The organism is Pseudomonas sp. ABFPK, assembly GCF_001586765.1.
In the GTDB taxonomy this organism is placed as follows: domain Bacteria; phylum Pseudomonadota; class Gammaproteobacteria; order Pseudomonadales; family Pseudomonadaceae; genus Aquipseudomonas; species Aquipseudomonas asiatica.
Genome location: NZ_LQXW01000017.1, coordinates 67511 through 88439 on the forward strand (window position 1 = coordinate 67511; position 20929 = coordinate 88439).

Consider the following 20929-nt stretch of genomic DNA (forward strand, 5'->3'; position numbering starts at 1 on the left):
CTTATTATTGGCGCAAATGGCTGGGGGGATGCTAGCGGGAATCCATAGTGTTCGCCAAGAGGTTGAATTTATTGGGCTTTTGTTTTTGAGGGGTGGGTTGCTTGTGCCGGCCTCTTCGCGGGTGAACCCGCTCCCACAGGTAATGCGCTTTCCTCAGGTGTGGTGAGGGCCCTGTGGGAGCGGGTTTACCCGCGAAAGGGCCGGGCCTGCCTCAACGCAAATCAGCCTCTGGCACCGTGGTCCGCTGTGCAATCGCCTCGGGCCGCCACTGCTTGCGAGCTACCGCCAATACCTCCGCCGGCGTTGCCAGCAGCAACTCGGGGTCGGCTTTCTGCCCCAGCGCCCGCAACGCCCGCAGCAACAGCGGTGTCGCCTGGTCCGCCTGCAGCGGCGGCGAGCGGTACGACTTGCCCAGCTTGTGCCCGTCCGGCTGCACGATCAGCGGAATATGCAGGTAACGCGGCTGCGAGAAGCCCAGCAACTCTTGCAGGTACAGCTGGCGCGGGGTGTTGTCGAGCAGGTCGGCGCCACGCACGATGTCGGTAACACCTTGCCAGGCATCGTCCAGTACCACCGCCAGTTGGTAGGCATACAGTCCGTCGCGGCGCTGGATGACGAAATCGCCCACTTCACGCCCCAGGTGCTGCTGGAATTCGCCCTGTACGCGGTCGGTAAAGCGGTAGATCAGCTCTGGCACGCGCAGGCGGATCGCCGCGCCATCCCTAGCATGCCCGGCATTGCGGCAAAGGCCCGGGTAGATACCGTTGTAACCCTCAAGCTGCTTGCGCGAGCAGGTGCAGGCGTAGGCCAGGCCCATGTTGAACAGGCGGTCGACTACCGCGGCATAGGCATCGTGCCGCTGGCTCTGGAACACCACTTCGCCGTCCCACTCCAGGCCGTAGCGCTCCAGGGTCTGCAGGATCGCATCGCGAGCACCGGGCATTTCCCGAGGCGGGTCGGTGTCTTCCATGCGCAGCAGCCAGCGGCCGTTCACGGCGCGGGCATCGAGCCAGGAGGCGAGGGCGGCGACCAGCGAGCCGAAGTGCAGGAAGCCGCTGGGGGTGGGGGCGAAACGCCCGATGTAGCTTGAGTGGGTCATGGTCAGGCTGGGCATATAAAATGAAACGGGGCGCATGATGCGCCCCGTTCAGGTGGAAAGAAAGATCAGCCTTTGCCGACCGTCTTTTCCTTTTTCTCGGCGATTTCCTTGCAGTCGAAGCACAGGTCGGCGGTAGGGCGGGCCTCCAGGCGACGCAGGCCGATCTCGATGCCGCACGATTCGCACCAGCCGTACTCGTCGGCCTTGATCTTGTCGAGGGTCTTGTCGATTTTCTTGATCAGCTTGCGCTCGCGATCGCGGTTGCGCAGCTCCAGGGCGAATTCTTCTTCCTGACTGGCACGGTCGGCCGGGTCGGGGAAGTTGGCTGCCTCGTCCTTCATGTGGTCCACAGTGCGGTCCACACTGGTCATCAGCTCTTGCTTCCAGGCGCCGAGAAGCTTGGTGAAGTGCTTCTTCATGGGCTCGCCCATGTACTCTTCACCTTTGGATTCTACGTAGGGCTCGACACCGTACATGGTCTGGGCTTTTTGCTTTTCTACGGTGGACATGAATAGACCGCCTCTCACTCATCTGATCCAATGCGCAGGCTGCTCCATCTCCGGCACCCGCCGGCCCTGCGACTGCGAGCCGCCGAACTTACCAGATAGATCGGGGGTGCGCTACCCCGCCCGATCCTGGTAATTGACAGCGGCCTGAGCCGCACGTTCGGTGGCGTGCAGAGGTAGAATCTCCAGTTTAGACCCAATTGAGAGAAGGTCATGGCCCACCCCTACAGTGCGCGCAGCCGCGCCATCGAACCCTTCCACGTCATGGCGCTGCTGGCCCGGGCCAACGAGCTGCAGGCGGCCGGACACGATGTGATCCACCTGGAAATCGGCGAGCCGGACTTCACCACGGCCGCGCCCATCGTTGCCGCCGGCCAGGCAGCACTGGCCGCCGGGCACACCCGCTACACCGCCGCACGCGGCCTGCCGGCACTGCGCGAAGCCATTGCCGGGTTCTATGGCCAGCGTTACGGCCTGAGTGTCGACCCTGAACGCATTCTCATCACCCCGGGGGGCTCCGGTGCGCTGCTGCTGGCCAGCAGTCTGCTGGTCGACCCAGGCAAACATTGGCTGCTAGCCGACCCAGGCTACCCGTGCAACCGCCACTTCCTGCGCCTGGTCGAGGGCGGGGCGCAGCTTGTGCCGGTGGGGCCGGACGTGAATTACCAGCTGACTGCCGACCTTGTCGACCGCTACTGGGACAAGGACACGGTCGGAGCCCTGGTCGCCTCGCCGGCCAACCCGACGGGCACGGTGCTGGGGCGGGACGAGCTGACCAGTCTGTCCCGCGCCACCCGTGAACGGCATGGCCATCTGGTTGTGGACGAGATTTACCACGGGCTGACCTATGGCATGGACGCGCCCAGCGTGCTGGAAGTGGACGACTCGGCATTCGTCCTGAATAGTTTTTCCAAGTATTTCGGCATGACCGGTTGGCGCCTCGGCTGGCTGGTGGCGCCTCCTGGCGCGGTGGCCGACCTGGAGAAGCTGGCACAAAACCTGTACATCAGTGCGCCAAGCATGGCCCAACATGCCGCGCTGGCGTGTTTCCAGCCCGAAACCCTGGCCATTTTCGAGGAGCGCCGCGCCGAGTTCGCCCGCCGCCGCGACTACCTGTTGCCCGCCCTGCGCGAACTGGGTTTCCGCATTGCCGTCGAGCCGCAGGGGGCGTTCTACCTGTATGCCGACATCAGTGCCTTTGGCGGTGACGCGTTCGCCTTCTGCCGGCACTTCCTGGAGACCGAGCACCTGGCCTTCACCCCGGGCCTGGACTTCGGCCGTCACCTGGCCGGCCACCATGTGCGCTTTGCCTACACCCAGAGCCTGCCGCGCCTGGAAGAGGCGGTGCAGCGGATTGCCCGCGGCCTGCGGAGCTGGCAAGGCTGATGCAGTTCCATCCCCCACTCGAACAGGGCCGCCTGCTGCGCCGCTACAAACGCTTTCTGGCGGATATCGAACTGCCCGGCGGCGAACAACTCACCATCCACTGCCCCAACACCGGCTCTATGCTCAACTGCATGCGTGAAGGCGGGCAGGTGTGGTTCAGCCGCTCCAACGACCCCAAGCGCAAGCTCCCGGGCACTTGGGAAATCAGCGAAACCCCGCAGGGGCGGCTGGCCTGTGTGAATACTGGGCGGGCCAATGCGCTGGTAGAAGAGGCACTGCATGCCGGCATCATCGCCGAACTGGCCGGCTTCAGTGCGCTAAGGCGTGAGGTGGCCTACGGCGAGGAAGGCAGCCGCATCGACTTTCGCCTGGAGTTCGACGGTGCCCCGGCCTATGTCGAGGTGAAGAGCGTGACGCTGGGCTACCCAGCCAGCACGGTCGCGGCCTTTCCTGATGCGGTGACCCAGCGCGGCGCCAAGCACCTGCGAGAGCTGGCGAAGTTGGCCAGGCAGGGCGTGCGGGCTGTGCAGCTGTATTGTGTGAACCTGACCGGTATCGACGCGGTGCGCCCGGCCGAGGAAATCGATGCGGCTTATGCCCAGGCCCTGCGCGCGGCAGTTTCAGATGGCGTGGAGGTGCTGGCCTACGGCGCACGCCTGGACTCCGAAGGCATTGTCATCGACCGCCGCCTGCCGGTGCTGCTTACCCCTTGAGCCAGATGCCCTGGCTGTCCTCGTGGCAGCCCAGGGCCTGCAATTGCTCGCCCTCGCACGGCCCGGCCACGCATTCTCCACTTTCGATCAGGAACAGCGCGCCATGATGGGCGCAGTGAATCAGGCTGGCGTTGTCATCGAGAAACGCATCTTCCACCCAGTTCAGCGGGATACCGCGGTGCGGGCAACGGTTGCGGTAGAGGTACACCTGGCCCTGGCGGCGCACGCCGAACAGTTCGATGCCGTCTACGCTGAAGGCTCGGCTATGGCCTTCGGCCAGGCCGTGGGAGGTACAAAGGAAGTGCATGGCAAGGACGACTCGTGGAACAAGTGATGGCTTGACGCTTCAATGCGAATAATTATCAAATTGTCCATATTCGCTGCGCCCGGCTGCCTATGGTGCGCAGTTCCGTCGCTCGCCACAAGGCGCGCGGCTCGCCTGCAGAAGGAACCCGATGATGCGCCGTCCTGTCGCCTTGCTCGCTCTGTGCGCGAGCGTTGTGCTGTCCACCCAGGCCCTCGCGGCCGAGCTGCCGCAGCGTTGGGTCAGCGCTGGTGGCGCACTGAGCGAATGGATCAGCGCACTTGGCGGTGAAGCGCGCTTGGTGGGTGTGGACACCACCAGCCAGCACCCGCAATCGCTGAAGTCACTGCCTAGCGTCGGCTACCAGCGGCAGTTGTCTGCGGAAGGCATTCTCAGCCTGCGCCCGGATGTGCTGGTGGGCACCGAAGAAATGGGGCCGCCACCGGTACTGGCGCAAATCCGCAAGGCTGGCGTGCGGGTCGAACTGTTCTCCAGCAAAGCCGAGGTGGCGGCGGTGGATGAAAACCTCAAGCATCTGGGGCAATTGCTGGGCGCAGAAGAGCAGGCCGCGGTCTTGGCGTCGGGTTACCACCAGCAGCTCGATGCCTTGCAGGCCAGGGTCAGGCAGGCCCAGGCCGGGCAGAAGACGCCAGGAGTGTTGCTGCTGGTCGGGCATGCGGGTGCCAAGCCGCTGATCGCCGGGCAGGGTACCGCCGGCGACTGGCTGCTGAGCCAGGCAGGCGGGCGCAACTTGGCAGAACATCAGGGCTACAAGAATTTTTCCAGCGAAGCACTGGCTGCGCTGGACCCGGATGTGATCGTGTTTTCCGACCGGGCGCTGGCCGATGACCAAGCCTTGAAGGCGTTGCTGAAAGAAAACCCCGCGCTGGCGACCTCGCGCGCCGTGCGAGAGAAACGCCTGGTATCGCTTGACCCGACACTGTTAGTCGGCGGGCTCGGGCCACGCCTGCCGGCAACACTTCGGTTGCTTGCGGCTACCTTCTATCCGGCCGCCAAGATCAGCCTCTACCAATGAAACAACGGGTCCAGCCACGCACACTGTTCGTTTGCCTGGGCCTGTTGTGCCTGTTGGCGGTGTGGTTGTCTTTGGCCTTGGGGCCGGTCAGCCTGCCGTTGTTCGATACCTTGCGTGCCGGTCTGCGCTTGCTGGGGTTGCCCATTGCCGCTGACGGCCTGCAGCAGGCCGAGATGATCCTCGGCCAGATCCGCCTGCCGCGCACCTTGCTGGGGTTGGCGGTGGGCGCGGTGCTGGCGCTGTCTGGTGTGGCCATGCAGGGGCTGTTCCGTAACCCTCTGGCCGACCCCGGGCTGGTAGGGGTTGCCGCCGGAGCAGCGGTGGGCGCGGCGGTGGCCATCGTTGGCGGCAGTTGGCTGGGCGGCATGCCGGATGTGCTTGCCCCTTACCTGTTGTCGCTGTGCGCTTTCATCGGCGGGCTGGGCGTGACTGCGCTGGTTTATCGTCTGGGGCGACGCGACGGCCAGACCAACGTCGCCACGATGCTGCTGGCCGGTGTGGCCATGACCGCGCTGGGCGGTGCTGCCGTGGGGTTGTTCTCCTACCTGGCCGACGACGCCACGCTGCGCACGCTGACCTTCTGGAACTTGGGCAGCCTCAATGGTGCCAGTTACCAGCGGCTGTGGCCTTTGCTGCTGGTGGCTGCGGGCGTGGCAGTGTGGCTGCCACGTCGGGCCAAGGCGTTGAATGCCATGCTGCTTGGTGAATCGGAGGCGCGTCACCTGGGCATTGACGTGGAGCGGCTCAAGCGCGAGCTGGTGTTCTGCACGGCGCTGGGCGTGGGTGCGGCGGTGGCGGCTGCAGGGCTGATCGGTTTCATCGGCCTGGTGGTGCCGCACCTGGTGCGCCTGCTGGCCGGGCCTGATCACCGTGTGGTGCTGCCAGCTTCCTTGTTGGCTGGCGGTGTGCTGATGCTGTTCGCCGATTTGGCGGCGCGGCTGCTGCTGGCGCCTGCCGAGCTGCCGATCGGCATCGTCACGGCCTTTATCGGCGCACCGTTCTTCCTGTTCCTGCTGATACGAGGGCGCAGTTGATGTTTCAAGCCGAGGGGCTGTACTTGCGGCGGGGCAGCAACGAAGTGCTGCATGACATTCATCTGCAGCTGAGCCAGGGGCAGGTGGTGGGCGTGCTCGGCCCCAACGGTGCCGGCAAGAGCAGCCTGCTAGGAGTACTGTGTGGTGAGCTGGCGCCCGATCACGGGCGGGTGATGCTACAGGGCAGGCCACTGGCGGACTGGGCAGGGCAGGAACGGGCCAGGCGCCTGGCGGTGTTGCCGCAGGTGTCCAGCCTGGGGTTCTCGTTCCGGGTCGAGGAAGTGGTGGGCATGGGGCGCATGCCCCATGGCACCGGGCAGCGGCGCGATGCTGAAATCGTCGAAGCGGCCTTGCGGGCAGCGGATGCCTGGCACCTGGTGGAGCGCAGTTACCTGGCGTTGTCTGGCGGCGAGCGGCAAAGAGTGCACCTGGCTCGGGTGCTGGCGCAGCTGTGGCCGGGCGAGGCGGGTACAACGCTGCTGCTGGACGAGCCAACCTCGATGCTCGACCCGTTGCACCAGCACACCACCCTCGAAGCCATGCGCCGCTTTGCCGACCGTGGCGCCGCGGTGCTGGTGATCCTGCATGACCTGAACCTGGCGGCGCGCTACTGTGATCGTATCCTGCTGCTGGAGCAGGGGCGCTGCCATGCCTTTGCCGCACCCGAAGCAGTGCTGACGCCGGCGGCGTTGAAGGCGGTATACGGGATCGACGTACTGGTACAGGCGCACCCGGAGCGTGGGCATCCGCTGATCATCACTCGCTAATGCTGGCGCGCTCCTACAAGGGCTCGTACAGGCCATAAATGGAGGTGCTGCCCATGCGACATCCGCTGCTGTCCGCTTTCTCGCTGTACCTGGTGCTGGTACTGGGTGGCTGCCAGGCCAGCCTGCCACCGCCGCCCGCCTGGCAGAGCAGTGAGGGGCGCAGCCATGCCGAGCTGGGGCATATCGTCGATCTTGCTGATGGTCAGCTGATCAGCCCTGAGCAACTGGTGCAGCGCCTGTCTACCGCTCCCCGGGTACTGGTCGGCGAGAAACACGACAACCCCGACCATCACGCACTGCAGCTGTGGATGCTGCGCGCCCTGCAAGGCCAACGTGTGCAGGGCAGCCTGCTGCTGGAAATGCTGCAGCCCGAGCAGCAACCGCTGCTGGACGAGCTCGCGGGGCAACCTTTGCCGGCAGACCTGCCCAAGGCCCTGGCCTGGCAGGACGGCTGGGATTGGCAGCTGTACGGGCCAATCGTGACCGAGGCTTTGCAGCAGCGGGTGCCTGTGCTGGCCGCTAACCTCTCGCCCGGCGAGATGCGCCAGGCCTATCGTCAGCCGTCTTCGTTATCGGGCGAACGCTCCAATGCGCCGATGGTCAAGGCTGCCTTGCTGGAGCATGTGCGTGCCGGGCATTGCGGGATGCTGCCAGAAAGCCAGTTGCCGGCGATGCTGGCCGTGCAGCAGCAGCGCGACCGGCGCATGGCCGAGCGCTTGCTGGCGGCACCGCAGCCAGCACTGCTGCTGGCCGGGGCCTATCACGTGCGCAAGGACCTGGGTGTACCGTTGCACTTGGCTGACCTGCAAGCGCAGGGGGAGAGCAAGGTGCTACTGCTAGCTGAGGTTGGTGAGCAGGTCGAGGCAGGCGAGGCTGATTTTGTGTGGTATACGGCAGCGATGCCGGAGCAGGACTATTGCGCGCAACTGCGGTGACGGGGCAGTAAAAAGCAAAAAAAGACCCGGCAAATTGCCGGGTCAAAAACCGTGATTAGCCTGATGAGGAGATAATCTGAGAGTCCGAACCAGGGGCTCTTAGCTTATCCAACCAGTCTCGCGACCAGTTGTGATAATCATAACTATTCTCATTTCGACGTCAATCCCTTTCCCGAGATTATTTCTGATTTTTTTGCGCAGGGCTTTTCGCATCCAGTTGTTGGTTGAGCGCTTCTTTGCGCTCCAGCGGCAAATCGTTCCAGTGCATGTCCAGCAGGGCGCCTTCAATGGCATACAACAGCACCTTCGATGCGCGGAACCCTCGTGTCTTCACGGCCTGGTACGCACCTACCGCGCCCAGGCGGCGCAGATCCGATGCACTGTGGATGCCGGCTGCATGCAGCCACTGCGCAGAGGTCTTGCCAAGGTTCTTCAGATGCTGCAATTCATCGTTCATCGAGCCTCCTTGCGATGGCTGAACGGGGATTGGGGGATAAATCGCGAGCAGGTCAGAGAGGAGTGTAGCGGGGGATAGGAAATGCGCGGCCTTTTGCCATAGGGGGCGACGAGATGTCCTGTGCCGGCCTATTCGCGGGTTAACCCGCGAATGGGCCGGTCCAGGAAAACGCTGAACTTACAGCCCAGGCAAGCGCTGGCGAATCTGCTCGATCACCTGGTCCATGCTCCCGGCGCTCTGGGTATCGACGCGGGTGCTCTGCACCAGCTCCTGTGCATCCAGTGGCTCACGACTGGCCTGCTGGGCTTTGACCACTTCCAGGGTGGCATCCGACGGGTCGGTATTTTCTGCCTGGCGCTGCTCCAGCCAGCTGGCGATGACCGCATCTGGCGCATGGCAGTCGAGGATCAGGAACGGCACGCCCGTCTGGCTGGCGATGTCCGCTGCGGCCTGGCGCTGATCACGTTTGAGGTAGGTGGCATCCAGCACCACCGGGAAGCCGGCCCGCAGTACGGTCGCTGCCACCTCGTGCAGGCGCTGGTAGGTCGCGACACTGGCGTCCTGATCATAGATGCCGGTACTCAGCTGGCCAGCCTCAGCCTGCTGCTGTTCACCGAACAGGCGCTTGCGCTCCACATCCGAACGCACGCGGACGGCGCCAAGGGCTTCGACCATGCGCATGGCCACGTGGCTTTTGCCCACAGCCGAAACACCGTGGGTAATGGCCAGCAGGCGCGACGGGATGGCGCTGTAGCTTTCTGCCAGGTTGGCATAGTTGCGGTAGGTGCGAAGAGTGGTGGCGCGCTGCACGCCATCGGCATCGGCTGGCATGCTGAACAGTGCAACCTTGGCCCGCACCAGCGCGCGGTAGGCTTTGTAGAAGTTGAGCAGTTCCAGGCCTTCGTAGTCGCCGGTCAGTTCCAGGTACTGGCTGATGAAGCGGCGGGCCAGGCATTTCAGGCCGCGGTCTTCCAGGTCCATGGCCAGGAAGCCGGTATCGGCGTACACATCGGTCAGGCGGAACGGTTCGTTGAACTCGATGCAGTCGAAGATCACCACCTTGCCGTCGATCAGGGTGGCGTTGCCCAGGTGGATGTCACCGTGGCACTCACGGATGAAACCATTGGCCTTGCGCTTTTCCAGCAGGCCATGTAGGCGCTCGAAGCTGCTGCGTGCCCAGGCCTGCAGGGCGTCGAGTTGCTGCAGGTCGGCCTTGTCGCTGAGGAACGGGCGAATCTGCTCGAAGTTCTGCTCCACAGGTGCCATCACGCTGTCCGGCGTGCCCAGTGGGTGCTCCACCGGCACGCGTGGGGCCTGCAGGTGGAACTCGGCGATCTGCCGGGCCATCTGGTCGATGTGCGCGGCGTTCAGTTCGCCATTGGCCTGCAGGGTGTTGAGCATCTGCCCCTGCGGGAACTGACGCATCTTCAGCACGTACTCGATGGCTTCGCCTTCACCGCCGATCTGCGGCGCATCGACGCTACCGGTGATCGGCAACACTTCAAGGTACAGGCCGTCGGTCAGGCGCTGGTTCAGGCGCAATTCTTCGTTACAGAAATGTCGGCGCTGGTCCAGGCCGGTGAAGTCGAGGAAGCCGAAGTTCATCGGCTTCTTTATCTTGTAGGCATACTCGCCGGTGAGCAGGACCCAGGAGATATGCGTCTCGATGAGCTGGAACCCATCCACGGGGTGAGGGTACAGGGCTGGGTTCTGCAACGCAGTGATAAGGGCTTGGCTCACGGGAAATCCTTCCGGGGGCAGGGAATTCGAATGCGCCATTATGGTCAATGGTGCCGTCCCTGCCTACCGCCGTGGGCGTCTGCCCAGCCTTTATAAAGTGCGTATAATCCGCCGCCATGACCCGAACTCGAAATCCCCGTACCCCTCAGAAACGCCCGACCGGCCGCTCCCGCGCCTGGCTGGGCTGGGCTTTGAAGCTCAGCCTGGTCGGCCTGGTGATAGTCGCCGGCTTCGCGGTTTACCTCGATGCCGTTGTCCAGGAAAAGTTTTCCGGCAAGCGCTGGACCATCCCGGCCAAGGTGTATGCCCGGCCGCTGGAGCTGTTCTCCGGCCAGAAGCTGAGCAAGAACGACTTCCTCACCGAGCTGGACGCGCTCGGCTACCGGCGTGAAAGCGCGGCCAACGGCCCGGGCGCGGCGGCAGTCAACGGCAACACCGTCGAGCTCAATACCCGTGGCTTCCAGTTCTACGAGGGCATGGAGCCGGCGCAGTTCGTGCGTGTGCGCTTCTCCGGCGATTACGTGGCGGGCCTTTCCGGCGCCAACGGCAAGACGCTCGACGTAGTGCGCCTGGAGCCGCTGATGATCGGCGGCATCTACCCGAAAAACCTCGAAGACCGCATCCTGATCAAGATCGACCAGGTACCGCCGTACCTGCTCGAAACCCTGGTGGCGACGGAAGACCGCGATTTCTACAGCCACTTCGGGGTGTCGCCCAAGTCCATCGCCCGAGCCATGTGGGTCAATACCTCGGCAGGTTCCATGCGCCAGGGTGGCAGCACCCTGACCCAGCAGTTGGTGAAGAACTTCTACCTCACCAGCGAGCGCAGCCTCAGCCGCAAGCTGACCGAGGCGATGATGGCCGTATTGCTGGAGCTGCACTACGACAAGCGCGAGATCCTCGAGGCCTACCTCAACGAGGTGTTCGTCGGCCAGGATGGTCAGCGTGCGGTGCACGGCTTCGGCCTCGCCAGCCAGTTCTTCTTCAGCCAACCGCTGTCTGAGCTGAAGTTGCACCAGATCGCTTTGCTGGTGGGCATGGTCAAGGGGCCGTCCTACTACAACCCGCGTCGCTATCCGGACCGCGCCCTGGCCCGCCGCAACCTGGTGCTCGACCTGGTGGCCGAGCAGGGCGTGGCCAGCCAGGCAGAAGTCGATGCAGCGAAGAAGATGCCGCTGGGCGTGACCAAGCGCGGCAGCCTGGCAGACAGCTCGTTCCCGGCCTTCCTCGACCTGGTCAAGCGTCAGCTGCGCCAGGACTACCGCGATGAAGACTTGACCGAAGAAGGGCTGCGCATCTTCACCAGCTTCGACCCGATCCTGCAGATGAAGGCCGAAACCTCGATGAGCGAGACCTTCAAGCGCCTCGCGGGGCGCAAGGGGGCGGACGAGGTTGAGTCGGCGATGGTCGTGACCAATCCGGAAACCGGTGAGGTGCAGGCGCTGATCGGCAGCCGCCAGGCCGGCTTCGCCGGCTTCAACCGCGCCATTGATGCCGTGCGGCCGATCGGTTCGCTGGTCAAGCCGGCGGTGTACCTGACCGCGCTGGAACAACCGACCAAGTACACCTTGACCAGTTGGGTGCAGGACGAGCCGTTCTCGGTCAAAGGTGCCGACGGCCAGGTCTGGCGCCCGCAGAATTACGATCGTCGCCCGCATGGCACCATCTACCTGTACCAGGGGCTGGCCAACTCCTACAACCTGTCGACTGCCAAGATCGGCCTGGAAGTGGGTGTGCCCAACGTGATCAAGACCATTGGCCGGCTGGGAGTGAACGTTGACTGGCCAGCCTTCCCGGCCATGCTGCTGGGTGCCGGCGGCATGTCGCCAATGCAGGTCGCGACGATGTACCAGACCATCGCCAACGGCGGTTTCAATACCCCGATGCGCGGTATCCGCAGCGTGCTCACCGCCGAGGGCGAGCCGCTAAAACGCTACCCGTTCCAGATCCAGCAAACCTTCGATCCGGGGGCTATCTACCTGGTGCAGAACGCCATGCAGCGGGTGATGCGCGAAGGCACCGGCCGCTCGGTGTACAACACTTTGCCGCGCAATCTCACCCTGGCGGGCAAGACCGGTACCAGTAACGATTCGCGCGACAGCTGGTTCTCCGGGTTCAGTCAGGACCTGCTGGCCGTGGTATGGATGGGTCGTGACGACAACGGCAAGACGCCATTTACTGGTGCCACCGGCGCCCTGCAGGTGTGGACCAGCTTCATGAAGAAGGCCGACCCGCTGCCGCTGGACATGCCGCAACCGGACAACGTGGTGCAGGCCTGGATTGACCCGTACAGTGGCCATGGGTCTGATGGCAGCTGTCCGGGAGCGGTGCAGATGCCGTATATTCGCGGGAGTGAACCGCCCGCCGGCGCGACCTGTGGCGGCGAGCAGGATCCAGTTGAATCGGTCATGGACTGGGTCAAGGGCTGGATGAATTAAGCACAGGCTGCATTGATGAGGTGTGACGTGAACAAGTGGCTGTTTCCTGCCGTGACGGCGCTGGCTGTGCTCCAGGGGTGCGCCAGCGTCCCGCGCGGCAATATTCCGGTGGTCGACTCGAGCACCCGGGTGTCCAACAGCGAACGCGTGACGGCCAATCGCTCTGCGGGTGGCTATAACGCGGGTACCGCGCAGGCTCAAACGCTGCCTGAAGACTCCGGCGTGACCGTGATGATCCCACAGGGCGCTGGCGCTTCGGGCATCCAGACGTTCCCGGCGGCCAATGGCGCGGCGCCAATCAGCACCTCGCCGATTACCCCGGGGCCGATCACCCCAGGCCCAATTACCACTGGTCCGGTCACTTCGGCACCAATGACCACCAATCCAAACCCGATCGCCGACGAACCCTTCGACATCGCGGCGATGAACAGCGCCCCGCAAAGCACCAGCGCGCCAACCGGTATTCCGCGTAGCGGTGCTGCTACCGGTGGCCTGTCGGCCGACGAGCAGCTGGACGGCCCGGTGCTGGCGCTGCTGACCACCGCGAAGACCCAGCAGGGCAGCGGTGACTTCAACGGTGCCGCATCGAGCCTGGAGCGTGCTCAGCGCATTGCCCCGCGCGAGCCACAGGTACTGTACCGTCTGGCCCAGGTACGCCTGTCGCAAGGTGATGCACCGCAGGCCGAGCAGTTGGCGCGTCGTGCCCTGACTTACGCCAACGGCCGCCCGAGCCTGCAGGCCGAGCTGTGGAACACCATCGCCCAGGCTCGCGAGAAGCAGGGTGACAGCGCTGGTGCCGCACTGGCCCGGCAAAAGGCACGGGTCAATTCGTGATGATCGAGCAGCGCATTCTGGATGTTGCCGACCACCTGCTGCTGATCGAACGTGAGCTGCAGGTGCAAGGCTGGTGGGATGACGAGCCGCCAAGCGATGAGGCACTGGCCAGCACGGTGCCTTTCGCAGTCGATACCCTCAGTTTCGAGCAGTGGCTCCAATGGATCTTCCTGCCGCGGATGAAGATCATCATCGAGCTGGGCCACCCGCTGCCTAATGCGTCCGGCATCCTGGTAATGGCTGAAACGGTATTTACCGACCGGCCAGAGCAAAGTCGTGAGCTACGCCGCCTGTTGGCAGCATTTGACCAATTGATTGCTCCTTCCGCCTGATTTCTTCAGTTTTTCCTTCAAGGGCCGCAGATTGTGGCCCTTTTTTGTGGAAATCTTATTTATTCTGCTGCTGAAGCGATTTTTAGTGGTGGCAGGAATTCATCTTGGGGAAAAATTGGCAATAATTTTTCTTGACTTGTTGGCGCCGAATCAGAAGAATCCAATCTCCGCTGTAGAGGGACTGCCAGAAGCAGACCCGCTAAGCAGATCATGAGGCGCACACCCGCGCCGACCTGTTACACCCCGCAACGCGTTACCTCGCGCTGGGTGGGAAAACCCCGCAACACTCTGGGGCGCTCCCAATACTTGCTCAGTCAGTGCTGACGTTCGCTCATGCTCTGCTTGGCAGTAAACCTATTAAGACCCGTCCAGTGAGGGCGGTATTCTGGCGTTTTAGAGGTGAACAACGTGGAGCTTTTATCTGGCGCTGAGATGGTCGTGCGCTTCTTGCGTGACGAAGGCGTTAAGCACATCTACGGGTACCCTGGTGGTGCTCTCCTGCATGTTTACGACGCGCTGTTCAAGGAACCGGAAGTCGAGCACATCCTGGTTCGTCATGAGCAGGCAGCTACCCATATGGCGGACGGCTACGCCCGCGCCACCGGCAAGGCCGGCGTGGTGCTGGTAACCTCCGGCCCGGGCGCGACCAATGCCATTACCGGTATTGCCACCGCCTACATGGATTCGATTCCGATGGTCATCCTGTCCGGCCAGGTGCCTAGCACCATGGTGGGTACCGATGCCTTCCAGGAAACCGACATGATCGGTATTTCGCGGCCGATCGTGAAGCACAGCTTCATGATCAAACATGCCAGCGAAATCCCCGAAGTTCTGAAAAAAGCATTCTACCTGGCGCAATCCGGTCGCCCAGGTCCGGTCGTGGTCGACATTCCAAAAGATATGACCAACCCGGCCGAGAAGTTCGAATACGTCTACCCGAAAAAGGTCAAGCTGCGCTCCTATAGCCCAGCGGTACGCGGCCACTCCGGCCAAATCCGCAAGGCTGCCGAGATGCTGCTGGCGGCCAAGCGCCCGATCGTCTACTCCGGTGGCGGCGTGATCCTCGGTGGTGGCTCCGAAGCCCTGACCGAAATCGCCAAGTCGCTGAACCTGCCGGTCACCAATACCCTGATGGGTCTGGGTGGCTTCCCGGGTACCGACCGCCAGTTCCTCGGCATGCTCGGCATGCACGGCAGCTTCACTGCCAACATGGCCATGCATCATGCCGACGTCATCTTCGCCGTCGGTGCCCGTTTCGACGACCGCGTGGTCAACGGCCCGGCCAAGTTCTGCCCGAATGCCAAGATCATCCATATCGACATCGACCCGGCGTCGATCTCCAAGATGATCAAGGCCGACGTGCCGATCGTCGGCCCGGTCGACAGCGTGCTCAGCGAAATGCTCGGCATCCTCAAGGAAATCGGCGAGCAGCCTGACAAGGCGGCGCTGGATGCCTGGTGGAAGCAGATCGACGAATGGCGTGGCAATGGCGAGCTGTTCCCTTACGACAAGGGTGACGGCAATGTCATCAAGCCGCAGAAGGTCATCGAGACCCTGTGCGAAGTGACCAATGGCGATGCTTTCGTCACCTCCGACGTGGGCCAGCACCAGATGTTCGCGGCGCAGTACTACCGCTTCAACAAGCCGAACCGCTGGATCAACTCCGGTGGCCTGGGCACCATGGGCTTCGGTTTCCCGGCGGCGATGGGCGTCAAGCTCAACTTCCCGGACCAGGACGTGGCCTGCGTGACCGGCGAAGGCAGCATCCAGATGAACATCCAGGAGCTGTCCACCTGCATGCAGTACGGCCTGCCGGTGAAGATCGTCAACCTGAACAACGGTGTGTTGGGCATGGTCCGTCAGTGGCAGGACATGGCCTACAACGGTCGTCACTCGCACTCGTACGTCGAGTCGCTGCCTGACTTCATCAAGCTGGCCGAGGCCTATGGCCATGTGGGTATCCGCATCACCAGCCTGAAGGACCTCAAGCCGAAGCTGGAAGAAGCGTTTGCGATGAAGGACCGCCTGGTGTTCATCGACATCGCGGTTGACCGCAGTGAGCACGTCTATCCGATGCAGATCAAGGATGGCTCGATGCGTGACATGTGGCTGAGCAAGACGGAGCGTACCTGATATGCGGCACATCATCTCCCTGCTGCTGGAAAACGAACCAGGTGCGTTGTCCCGCGTGGTCGGCCTGTTCTCCCAGCGTAACTACAACATTGAAAGCCTGACCGTGGCGCCGACCGAAGACCCGACCCTGTCGCGTCTGACGCTGACCACCGTTGGCCATGACGAAGTGATCGAACAGATCACCAAGAACCTGAACAAGCTGGTCGAAGTGGTCAAGCTCGTCGACCTGTCGGAAAGCGCTCACATCGAGCGTGAACTGATGCTGGTCAAGGTCAAGGCCACCGGTGCCCAGCGCGCCGAGATCAAGCGCACCACGGATATCTTCCGTGGCCAGATCGTCGATGTGACTGCCAGCGTGTACACCGTGCAGCTGAGCGGCACCAGCGACAAACTGGACAGCTTCATCCAGGCGATCGGCACTGCATCGATTCTCGAAACCGTGCGCAGCGGCGTTACCGGCATTGCCCGTGGCGACAAAGTGCTCAGCATCTGAATTCAAATTAGCGATGGCTCCGCAGGGGCCGAGATATAACCAGGGGTATTTTCATGAAAGTTTTCTACGATAAAGACTGCGACCTTTCCATCATCCAGGGTAAGAAAGTCGCCATCATCGGTTACGGTTCCCAGGGCCACGCTCAGGCGTGCAACCTGAAGGACTCCGGTGTGGATGTCACCATCGGTCTGCGTAAAGGTTCGGCCACCGTTGCCAAGGCAGAAGCCCACGGCCTGAAAGTGACCGACGTTGCCTCTGCCGTCGCTGCTGCCGACCTGGTCATGATCCTGACCCCGGACGAGTTCCAGGGCCAACTGTACAAGCAGGAAATCGAGCCGAACATCAAGAAGGGCGCTACCCTGGCCTTCTCCCACGGCTTCTCGATCCACTACAACCAGGTTGTCCCACGTGCCGACCTCGACGTGATCATGATCGCGCCGAAGGCCCCGGGCCACACCGTTCGCTCCGAGTTCGTCAAGGGCGGCGGTATCCCTGACCTGATCGCTATCTACCAGGACGCCTCCGGCAACGCCAAGAATGTCGCCCTGTCGTACGCTTCGGGCGTAGGCGGCGGCCGTACCGGCATCATCGAAACCACCTTCAAGGACGAGACCGAAACCGACCTGTTCGGTGAGCAGGCTGTTCTGTGTGGCGGTACCGTCGAGCTGGTCAAGGCCGGTTTCGAAACCTTGGTTGAAGCTGGCTACGCGCCGGAAATGGCCTACTTCGAGTGCCTGCACGAGCTGAAGCTGATCGTTGACCTCATGTACGAAGGCGGCATCGCCAACATGAACTACTCGATCTCCAACAACGCCGAGTACGGTGAGTACGTAACCGGTCCGGAAGTCATCAACGAAGAATCCCGCAAGGCCATGCGCAACGCCCTGAAGCGCATCCAGGACGGCGAGTACGCGAAGATGTTCATCTCCGAAGGTGCTACCAACTACCCATCGATGACCGCCAAGCGCCGCAACAACGCCGCTCACGGCATCGAAATCATCGGCGAGCAACTGCGCTCGATGATGCCGTGGATCTCGGCTAACAAAATCGTCGACAAGACCAAGAACTAAGTCTTATCGAAAGATGAAAAACGCGGCTTCGGCCGCGTTTTTTCGTTCTGACAGTCAGCTTCTGGTATAAAGCAGACCAGTGGCCTGCCGTCAGAACCTGTTTTGCAGGTCCGTGTCGAACATTTTCCATCCTGTTGCAAGGTACCCTCCATGAGCGAACGTCCCGAAGAGCCGAACAAGCCCTCCGACGCCGAAAGCCTGCTACCTGTCGATGAGCACGTTGAAGAAGGGCATGACGCCGAAGGGCGCAAGGTACGCCATCGTGGCATCTACCTGCTGCCCAACCTGTTTACCACCGCCAACCTGTTTGCCGGTTTCTATTCCATCATCAGCTCGATGAGCGCGCAGAGCGCCCTGAGCGCCGGTGACCCTCGCGAGGCGAGCAAGTACTTTGCCTTCGCTGCGATTGCCATCTTCGTGGCCATGGTGCTCGACGGCCTGGATGGCCGTGTCGCGCGCATGACCAACACACAGAGCGCCTTTGGTGCCGAGTACGACTCACTGTCGGACATGGTTGCCTTTGGTGTCGCTCCGGCCTTGCTGGCCTTTGGCTGGGCGCTGGGCGACATGGGCAAGGTTGGCTGGATGGTTGCCTTCATCTATGTGGCCGGTGCAGCACTGCGCCTGGCACGCTTCAATACCCAGGTCGGCACCGCCGACAAGCGCTACTTCATCGGCCTTGCCAGTCCTGCTGCTGCGGGTGTGGTCGCGGGTACCGTGTGGGCGTTCAGCGACTACGGCATCCAGGGCTCCAAGCTGTCGTTCCTGGTGGCGCTGCTGGTGGCTGCTGCCGGCATGCTGATGGTCAGTAACATCAAGTACAACAGCTTCAAGGAGCTGGACCTGAAGGGGCGTGTGCCGTTCGTGGCTATCCTGGCCGTGGTGCTGGTGTTTGCCGTGGTGTTCAGCGACCCGCCGCGTATCCTGCTGCTGATCTTCCTCGCCTATGCGGCTTCGGGCCCGATTCAGTTCCTGCTGAAGTCACGCCGTCGCAAAGCGTGACAATCATTTAATGCTGGAATAACCCGCCGGCTCCATAGTCTTACTGGTACATCCGTTATCCAGTGCTGTGGAGCCGCTCATGCTCATCAAGCTTCCCAGGTCTTCCGAGTGCAAGGCGTCGGAGATCACCCCCGAAGGCATCTACCTCTCCCGTCGTACCCTGCTGGGTGGCTCGTTGGCTGGCCTGGCCCTTGGCGCTTTGCCGAGCATGGCGCGCGCAGCTGAAGCCAGCCGTTACGCCGATGTCGAGGCGGGCAGGGCGCCTGGCTGGTTCAATGAAAAGCTCGCAGCTACCCGATGGCAGGCAGTAACGGTCAAGGGTGAGGCAATCACGCCGTTCAAGGATGCCACCCACTACAACAACTTCTACGAGTTCGGGCCCGACAAGGGTGACCCGGCGGCCAATGGCGACAGCCTGAAGACCGAACCGTGGAGCGTTGTGGTCGATGGCGAAGTGGGTAAGCCCGGCCGCTATGCGCTGGAGGACTTCGTCAAACCGTACCAGCTCGAGGAGCGCATCTACCGGCTGCGGTGCGTGGAGGCGTGGTCGATGGTCATTCCGTGGCTGGGCTTCCCGTTGGCGCAGGTGCTCAAGCAGGTCGAACCGACATCCAAGGCGCGTTATGTGCGCTTCGAAACCCTGAAAGACCCGGAGCACATGCCGGGGCAGCGTTCGGGGTTCGCCTTGATCGACTGGCCTTATAGAGAAGGCTTGCGCCTGGATGAGGCAATGCATCCTTTAGCGATCCTGGCGGTCGGGATGTATGGCCGGGAGCTGCCCAACCAGAATGGCGCGCCGTTGCGGCTGGTGGTGCCGTGGAAGTATGGCTTCAAGAGCATCAAGTCGATCGTGCGTATCAGCCTGGTGGCGGAGCAGCCGGGCACCACCTGGGAAGGGCTGGCGCCGGATGAATATGGGTTCTATGCCAATGTTAACCCGACGGTCGACCACCCGCGTTGGAGCCAGGCGCGTGAACGGCGGCTGCCCAGCGGGCTGTTCAGTCCCAATGTGCGGGAAACCCAGATGTTCAATGGCTATGCCGATGAAGTGGCGTCGCTGTATACCGGGCTTGATCTGCGGAAGAACTACTGATGCGTTACCCCTGGTTTCGTCTGGCCATCTTCATCGTGGGATGCCTGTTCCCAGTCTGGTGGTTGTATGAGGCGGCGATGAATCTGCTAGGGCCTGATCCCGGAAAGATCATGATGGACCGGCTTGGGCTCGGGGCGCTGACCTTCCTGCTGGTTACCTTGGGCATGACGCCGCTGCAGAAGCTGACGGGATGGTCGGGCTGGATCGTGGTGCGCCGGCAACTGGGGTTGTGGGTGTTTGCCTATATCGTGCTGCACATCCTGGCTTACCTGTTCTTCATCCTTGGGTTGGACTGGGGGCAGTTGGCGGTGGAGTTGCGCAAGCGGCCATACATAATTGTGGGTGCGCTTGGGTTTCTTGGGTTGGTGGCTTTGGCGGTTACCTCGAATCGGTATAGCCAGCGGCGCCTGGGTATGCGTTGGAAGAAGCTGCACCGGTTGGTGTACGTGATACTTGGGTTGGGTTTGCTGCATTTTCTGTGGATCGTGCGCTCGGATTTGCGGGAGTGGGCGATTTATGCGGTTATTGGGGCTGTGTTGATGGTGTTGCGGGTTCCCGCGGTTTCGCGGGTGCTGCCCAGGGTTGGTCGGAGGCAGGGGAGGGTGGTTTGAGAGTGGGGTGGGGCAGCCAGGGGCCTGTCTTGGGATGGTATTGGCTTTGAAATGTGCCCGCCTTAGGTTCTCTGGCGCCTACAAGATCGAGCGCCGCGCGGGCGGCGCTTCGCAGCACAAGGCTGCTCCTACATCTGTTTCTGGCCAGTCTCTCCTGTGCCTGGCGCGCGCGACCGCCTTGTCTGTTCCATTCAATATCGAAGGTTGCGCCTGCTGCTCTTCATCAATCTCCAGCCATGCACCCAGAGTGCGCGCGCCAATGGCGCAGGAATAACTGGCCCGAAACAGATGTAGGAGCAGCCTTGTGCTGCGAAGCGCCGCGCGGGCGGCGCTCGGTCTCATAGGCGCAGAAGGTGTTGTGGCGAGCACTTGGTAGCCTTGATAAGGTCTTCGCCTGGAACATTTCAAATAAATGAAATTAAAGGTTGACGCCCTCTCGAATCCCCTTATAATGCGCCCCACTTCCAGCGACATCGGAACGACAAACTTCTTGAAATTCAACAAGTTAGGTTGTTCAGAAAGAGTTGAAAGGGCTACGATCAAATGATCGCCAGCGGTTGAGATGATGGTTGACAGCGCTTCTAAACGCTGTATGATTCGCCTCCCGCTACGAGAGATCGCAGCGAGTCAAGTGTTTGAAGCTAAACGAGTTTCTCGCAAAAAAACTTCAAAATAAACGCTTGACAGCGAATGAGGAAAGCGTAGAATGCGCGCCTCGGTTGAGACGAAACGCTCTTAACCAAACGCTCTTTAACAAATCGAATCAAGCAATTCGTGTGGGTGCTTGTGAGTACGGACTGATAGTCACAAAGATTATCAGCATCACAAGTGGCCATGCGAGAAATCACATAGTCATTTGAGATTGCTGAGCCAAGTTTAGGGTTTCTTAAAAACCCAAGCAGTATTGAACTGAAGAGTTTGATCATGGCTCAGATTGAACGCTGGC

Annotated in this window: 20 protein-coding genes; 15 read left to right on the forward strand and 5 right to left on the reverse strand. The window is 62.1% G+C overall.

From position 1 onward, the window contains the following. Window positions 1–211: 211 nt before the first annotated feature. The gene (gene gluQRS, locus WM94_RS13400) at window positions 212–1099 is read right to left on the reverse strand and encodes a tRNA glutamyl-Q(34) synthetase GluQRS (protein ID WP_024087757.1); all 888 of its coding nucleotides are present in this window, start codon (window positions 1097–1099) and stop codon (window positions 212–214) included. A 65-nt stretch (window positions 1100–1164) separates the two neighbouring features. Beyond that, window positions 1165–1608: an RNA polymerase-binding protein DksA gene (gene dksA / locus WM94_RS13405; RefSeq protein WP_003259209.1), complete on the reverse strand. Its 444-nt coding sequence runs from the start codon at window positions 1606–1608 to the stop codon at window positions 1165–1167. Between the two features lie 210 nt (window positions 1609–1818). Between dksA and WM94_RS13410 the strand changes: the two genes are divergently transcribed. Continuing rightward, on the forward strand, window positions 1819–2991 hold the full coding sequence (locus WM94_RS13410) for a pyridoxal phosphate-dependent aminotransferase (protein WP_061551392.1): 1173 nt from the start codon (window positions 1819–1821) through the stop codon (window positions 2989–2991). Continuing rightward, the gene (gene sfsA, locus WM94_RS13415) at window positions 2991–3704 is read left to right on the forward strand and encodes a DNA/RNA nuclease SfsA (RefSeq protein WP_061303601.1); all 714 of its coding nucleotides are present in this window, start codon (window positions 2991–2993) and stop codon (window positions 3702–3704) included. The genes WM94_RS13410 and sfsA overlap by 1 nt, the downstream gene beginning before the upstream one ends. Here the strand turns inward: sfsA and WM94_RS13420 are convergent. Further along, window positions 3694–4011, reverse strand: coding sequence for a Rieske (2Fe-2S) protein (locus tag WM94_RS13420; protein WP_061551393.1), 318 nt, complete (start codon window positions 4009–4011; stop codon window positions 3694–3696). The two genes, sfsA and WM94_RS13420, sit on opposite strands and share 11 nt — an antisense overlap. 148 nt (window positions 4012–4159) lie before the next feature. Here WM94_RS13420 and WM94_RS13425 point away from each other — a divergent pair, with 148 nt between their 5' ends. The 4 genes from WM94_RS13425 to WM94_RS13440 are packed head-to-tail and all read left to right on the forward strand — an operon-like array spanning window position 4160 to window position 7780. After that, window positions 4160–5044, forward strand: a complete 885-nt coding sequence (locus tag WM94_RS13425) for a hemin ABC transporter substrate-binding protein (RefSeq protein ID WP_061551394.1) — start codon at window positions 4160–4162, stop codon at window positions 5042–5044. A gap of 50 nt (window positions 5045–5094) precedes the next feature. Next, window positions 5095–6078, forward strand: coding sequence for an iron ABC transporter permease (locus tag WM94_RS13430; protein ID WP_162276790.1), 984 nt, complete (start codon window positions 5095–5097; stop codon window positions 6076–6078). Then, complete coding sequence (locus WM94_RS13435; RefSeq protein WP_061551396.1) at window positions 6078–6845, forward strand: heme ABC transporter ATP-binding protein; 768 nt, start codon at window positions 6078–6080, stop codon at window positions 6843–6845. Before WM94_RS13430 ends, WM94_RS13435 begins: the two co-directional genes overlap by 1 nt. A 53-nt stretch (window positions 6846–6898) precedes the next feature. Beyond that, complete coding sequence (locus tag WM94_RS13440) at window positions 6899–7780, forward strand: ChaN family lipoprotein (protein WP_061551397.1); 882 nt, start codon at window positions 6899–6901, stop codon at window positions 7778–7780. Window positions 7781–7958: 178 nt separating this feature from the next. On the opposite strand, the gene WM94_RS13445 is transcribed toward WM94_RS13440, so the two are convergent. Together WM94_RS13445 and WM94_RS13450 are read right to left on the reverse strand one after the other, a co-directional pair. After that, a complete protein-coding gene (locus WM94_RS13445; RefSeq protein WP_013974260.1) occupies window positions 7959–8237 on the reverse strand; it encodes a TfoX/Sxy family protein in 279 nt (92 codons plus the stop codon). 177 nt (window positions 8238–8414) lie between these two features. Beyond that, window positions 8415–9977: a bifunctional aminoglycoside phosphotransferase/ATP-binding protein gene (locus tag WM94_RS13450; RefSeq protein WP_023661649.1), complete on the reverse strand. Its 1563-nt coding sequence runs from the start codon at window positions 9975–9977 to the stop codon at window positions 8415–8417. A gap of 116 nt (window positions 9978–10093) precedes the next feature. On the opposite strand from WM94_RS13450, the gene mrcB reads away from it, so the two are divergent. The 9 genes from mrcB (at window position 10094) to msrQ (ending at window position 19983) form a co-directional block, all read left to right on the forward strand. Next, window positions 10094–12415 (forward strand): penicillin-binding protein 1B, encoded by a 2322-nt coding sequence (gene mrcB / locus WM94_RS13455; protein WP_061551398.1) that lies wholly within the window; start codon window positions 10094–10096, stop codon window positions 12413–12415. A 15-nt stretch (window positions 12416–12430) separates the two neighbouring features. Further along, window positions 12431–13249 carry a tetratricopeptide repeat protein gene (locus WM94_RS13460; RefSeq protein WP_039615235.1) on the forward strand — a complete coding sequence of 273 codons (819 nt, stop codon included), beginning with the start codon at window positions 12431–12433 and terminating at the stop codon, window positions 13247–13249. Next, window positions 13249–13581, forward strand: a complete 333-nt coding sequence (locus tag WM94_RS13465; protein WP_031324603.1) for a YqcC family protein — start codon at window positions 13249–13251, stop codon at window positions 13579–13581. Before WM94_RS13460 ends, WM94_RS13465 begins: the two co-directional genes overlap by 1 nt. Before the next feature lie 408 nt (window positions 13582–13989). After that, the gene (locus WM94_RS13470) at window positions 13990–15714 is read left to right on the forward strand and encodes an acetolactate synthase 3 large subunit (RefSeq protein ID WP_015271834.1); all 1725 of its coding nucleotides are present in this window, start codon (window positions 13990–13992) and stop codon (window positions 15712–15714) included. Window position 15715: 1 nt separating this feature from the next. After that, entirely contained in the window at window positions 15716–16207 is a 492-nt protein-coding gene (gene ilvN, locus WM94_RS13475; protein ID WP_003250040.1) for an acetolactate synthase small subunit, read from the forward strand. Window positions 16208–16260: 53 nt separating this feature from the next. Next, complete coding sequence (ilvC, locus tag WM94_RS13480; protein ID WP_013974255.1) at window positions 16261–17277, forward strand: ketol-acid reductoisomerase; 1017 nt, start codon at window positions 16261–16263, stop codon at window positions 17275–17277. A 150-nt stretch (window positions 17278–17427) separates the two neighbouring features. Continuing rightward, complete coding sequence (gene pssA, locus WM94_RS13485; RefSeq protein ID WP_009685387.1) at window positions 17428–18279, forward strand: CDP-diacylglycerol--serine O-phosphatidyltransferase; 852 nt, start codon at window positions 17428–17430, stop codon at window positions 18277–18279. Between the two features lie 79 nt (window positions 18280–18358). Then, window positions 18359–19372, forward strand: coding sequence for a protein-methionine-sulfoxide reductase catalytic subunit MsrP (gene msrP / locus WM94_RS13490; protein ID WP_015271833.1), 1014 nt, complete (start codon window positions 18359–18361; stop codon window positions 19370–19372). Next, on the forward strand, window positions 19372–19983 hold the full coding sequence (msrQ, locus tag WM94_RS13495; protein ID WP_061551399.1) for a protein-methionine-sulfoxide reductase heme-binding subunit MsrQ: 612 nt from the start codon (window positions 19372–19374) through the stop codon (window positions 19981–19983). Before msrP ends, msrQ begins: the two co-directional genes overlap by 1 nt. Window positions 19984–20929 lie beyond the last annotated feature (946 nt).

Excerpts from the sequence above, each read along its gene's own strand:
- WM94_RS13445 (WP_013974260.1), bottom strand. The coding sequence starts at position 8,237 with ATGAACGATGAATTGCAGCATCTGAAGAACCTTGGCAAGACCTCTGCG.
- msrP (WP_015271833.1), top strand. The coding sequence starts at position 18,359 with ATGCTCATCAAGCTTCCCAGGTCTTCCGAGTGCAAGGCGTCGGAGATC.
- WM94_RS13460 (WP_039615235.1), top strand. The coding sequence starts at position 12,431 with ATGAGGTGTGACGTGAACAAGTGGCTGTTTCCTGCCGTGACGGCGCTG.
- pssA (WP_009685387.1), top strand. The coding sequence starts at position 17,428 with ATGAGCGAACGTCCCGAAGAGCCGAACAAGCCCTCCGACGCCGAAAGC.
- gluQRS (WP_024087757.1), bottom strand. The coding sequence starts at position 1,099 with ATGACCCACTCAAGCTACATCGGGCGTTTCGCCCCCACCCCCAGCGGC.
- ilvC (WP_013974255.1), top strand. The coding sequence starts at position 16,261 with ATGAAAGTTTTCTACGATAAAGACTGCGACCTTTCCATCATCCAGGGT.
- ilvN (WP_003250040.1), top strand. The coding sequence starts at position 15,716 with ATGCGGCACATCATCTCCCTGCTGCTGGAAAACGAACCAGGTGCGTTG.
- WM94_RS13435 (WP_061551396.1), top strand. The coding sequence starts at position 6,078 with ATGTTTCAAGCCGAGGGGCTGTACTTGCGGCGGGGCAGCAACGAAGTG.
- mrcB (WP_061551398.1), top strand. The coding sequence starts at position 10,094 with ATGACCCGAACTCGAAATCCCCGTACCCCTCAGAAACGCCCGACCGGC.
- WM94_RS13440 (WP_061551397.1), top strand. The coding sequence starts at position 6,899 with ATGCGACATCCGCTGCTGTCCGCTTTCTCGCTGTACCTGGTGCTGGTA.
- WM94_RS13410 (WP_061551392.1), top strand. The coding sequence starts at position 1,819 with ATGGCCCACCCCTACAGTGCGCGCAGCCGCGCCATCGAACCCTTCCAC.
- WM94_RS13465 (WP_031324603.1), top strand. The coding sequence starts at position 13,249 with ATGATCGAGCAGCGCATTCTGGATGTTGCCGACCACCTGCTGCTGATC.
- msrQ (WP_061551399.1), top strand. The coding sequence starts at position 19,372 with ATGCGTTACCCCTGGTTTCGTCTGGCCATCTTCATCGTGGGATGCCTG.
- dksA (WP_003259209.1), bottom strand. The coding sequence starts at position 1,608 with ATGTCCACCGTAGAAAAGCAAAAAGCCCAGACCATGTACGGTGTCGAG.
- WM94_RS13420 (WP_061551393.1), bottom strand. The coding sequence starts at position 4,011 with ATGCACTTCCTTTGTACCTCCCACGGCCTGGCCGAAGGCCATAGCCGA.
- sfsA (WP_061303601.1), top strand. The coding sequence starts at position 2,991 with ATGCAGTTCCATCCCCCACTCGAACAGGGCCGCCTGCTGCGCCGCTAC.
- WM94_RS13425 (WP_061551394.1), top strand. The coding sequence starts at position 4,160 with ATGATGCGCCGTCCTGTCGCCTTGCTCGCTCTGTGCGCGAGCGTTGTG.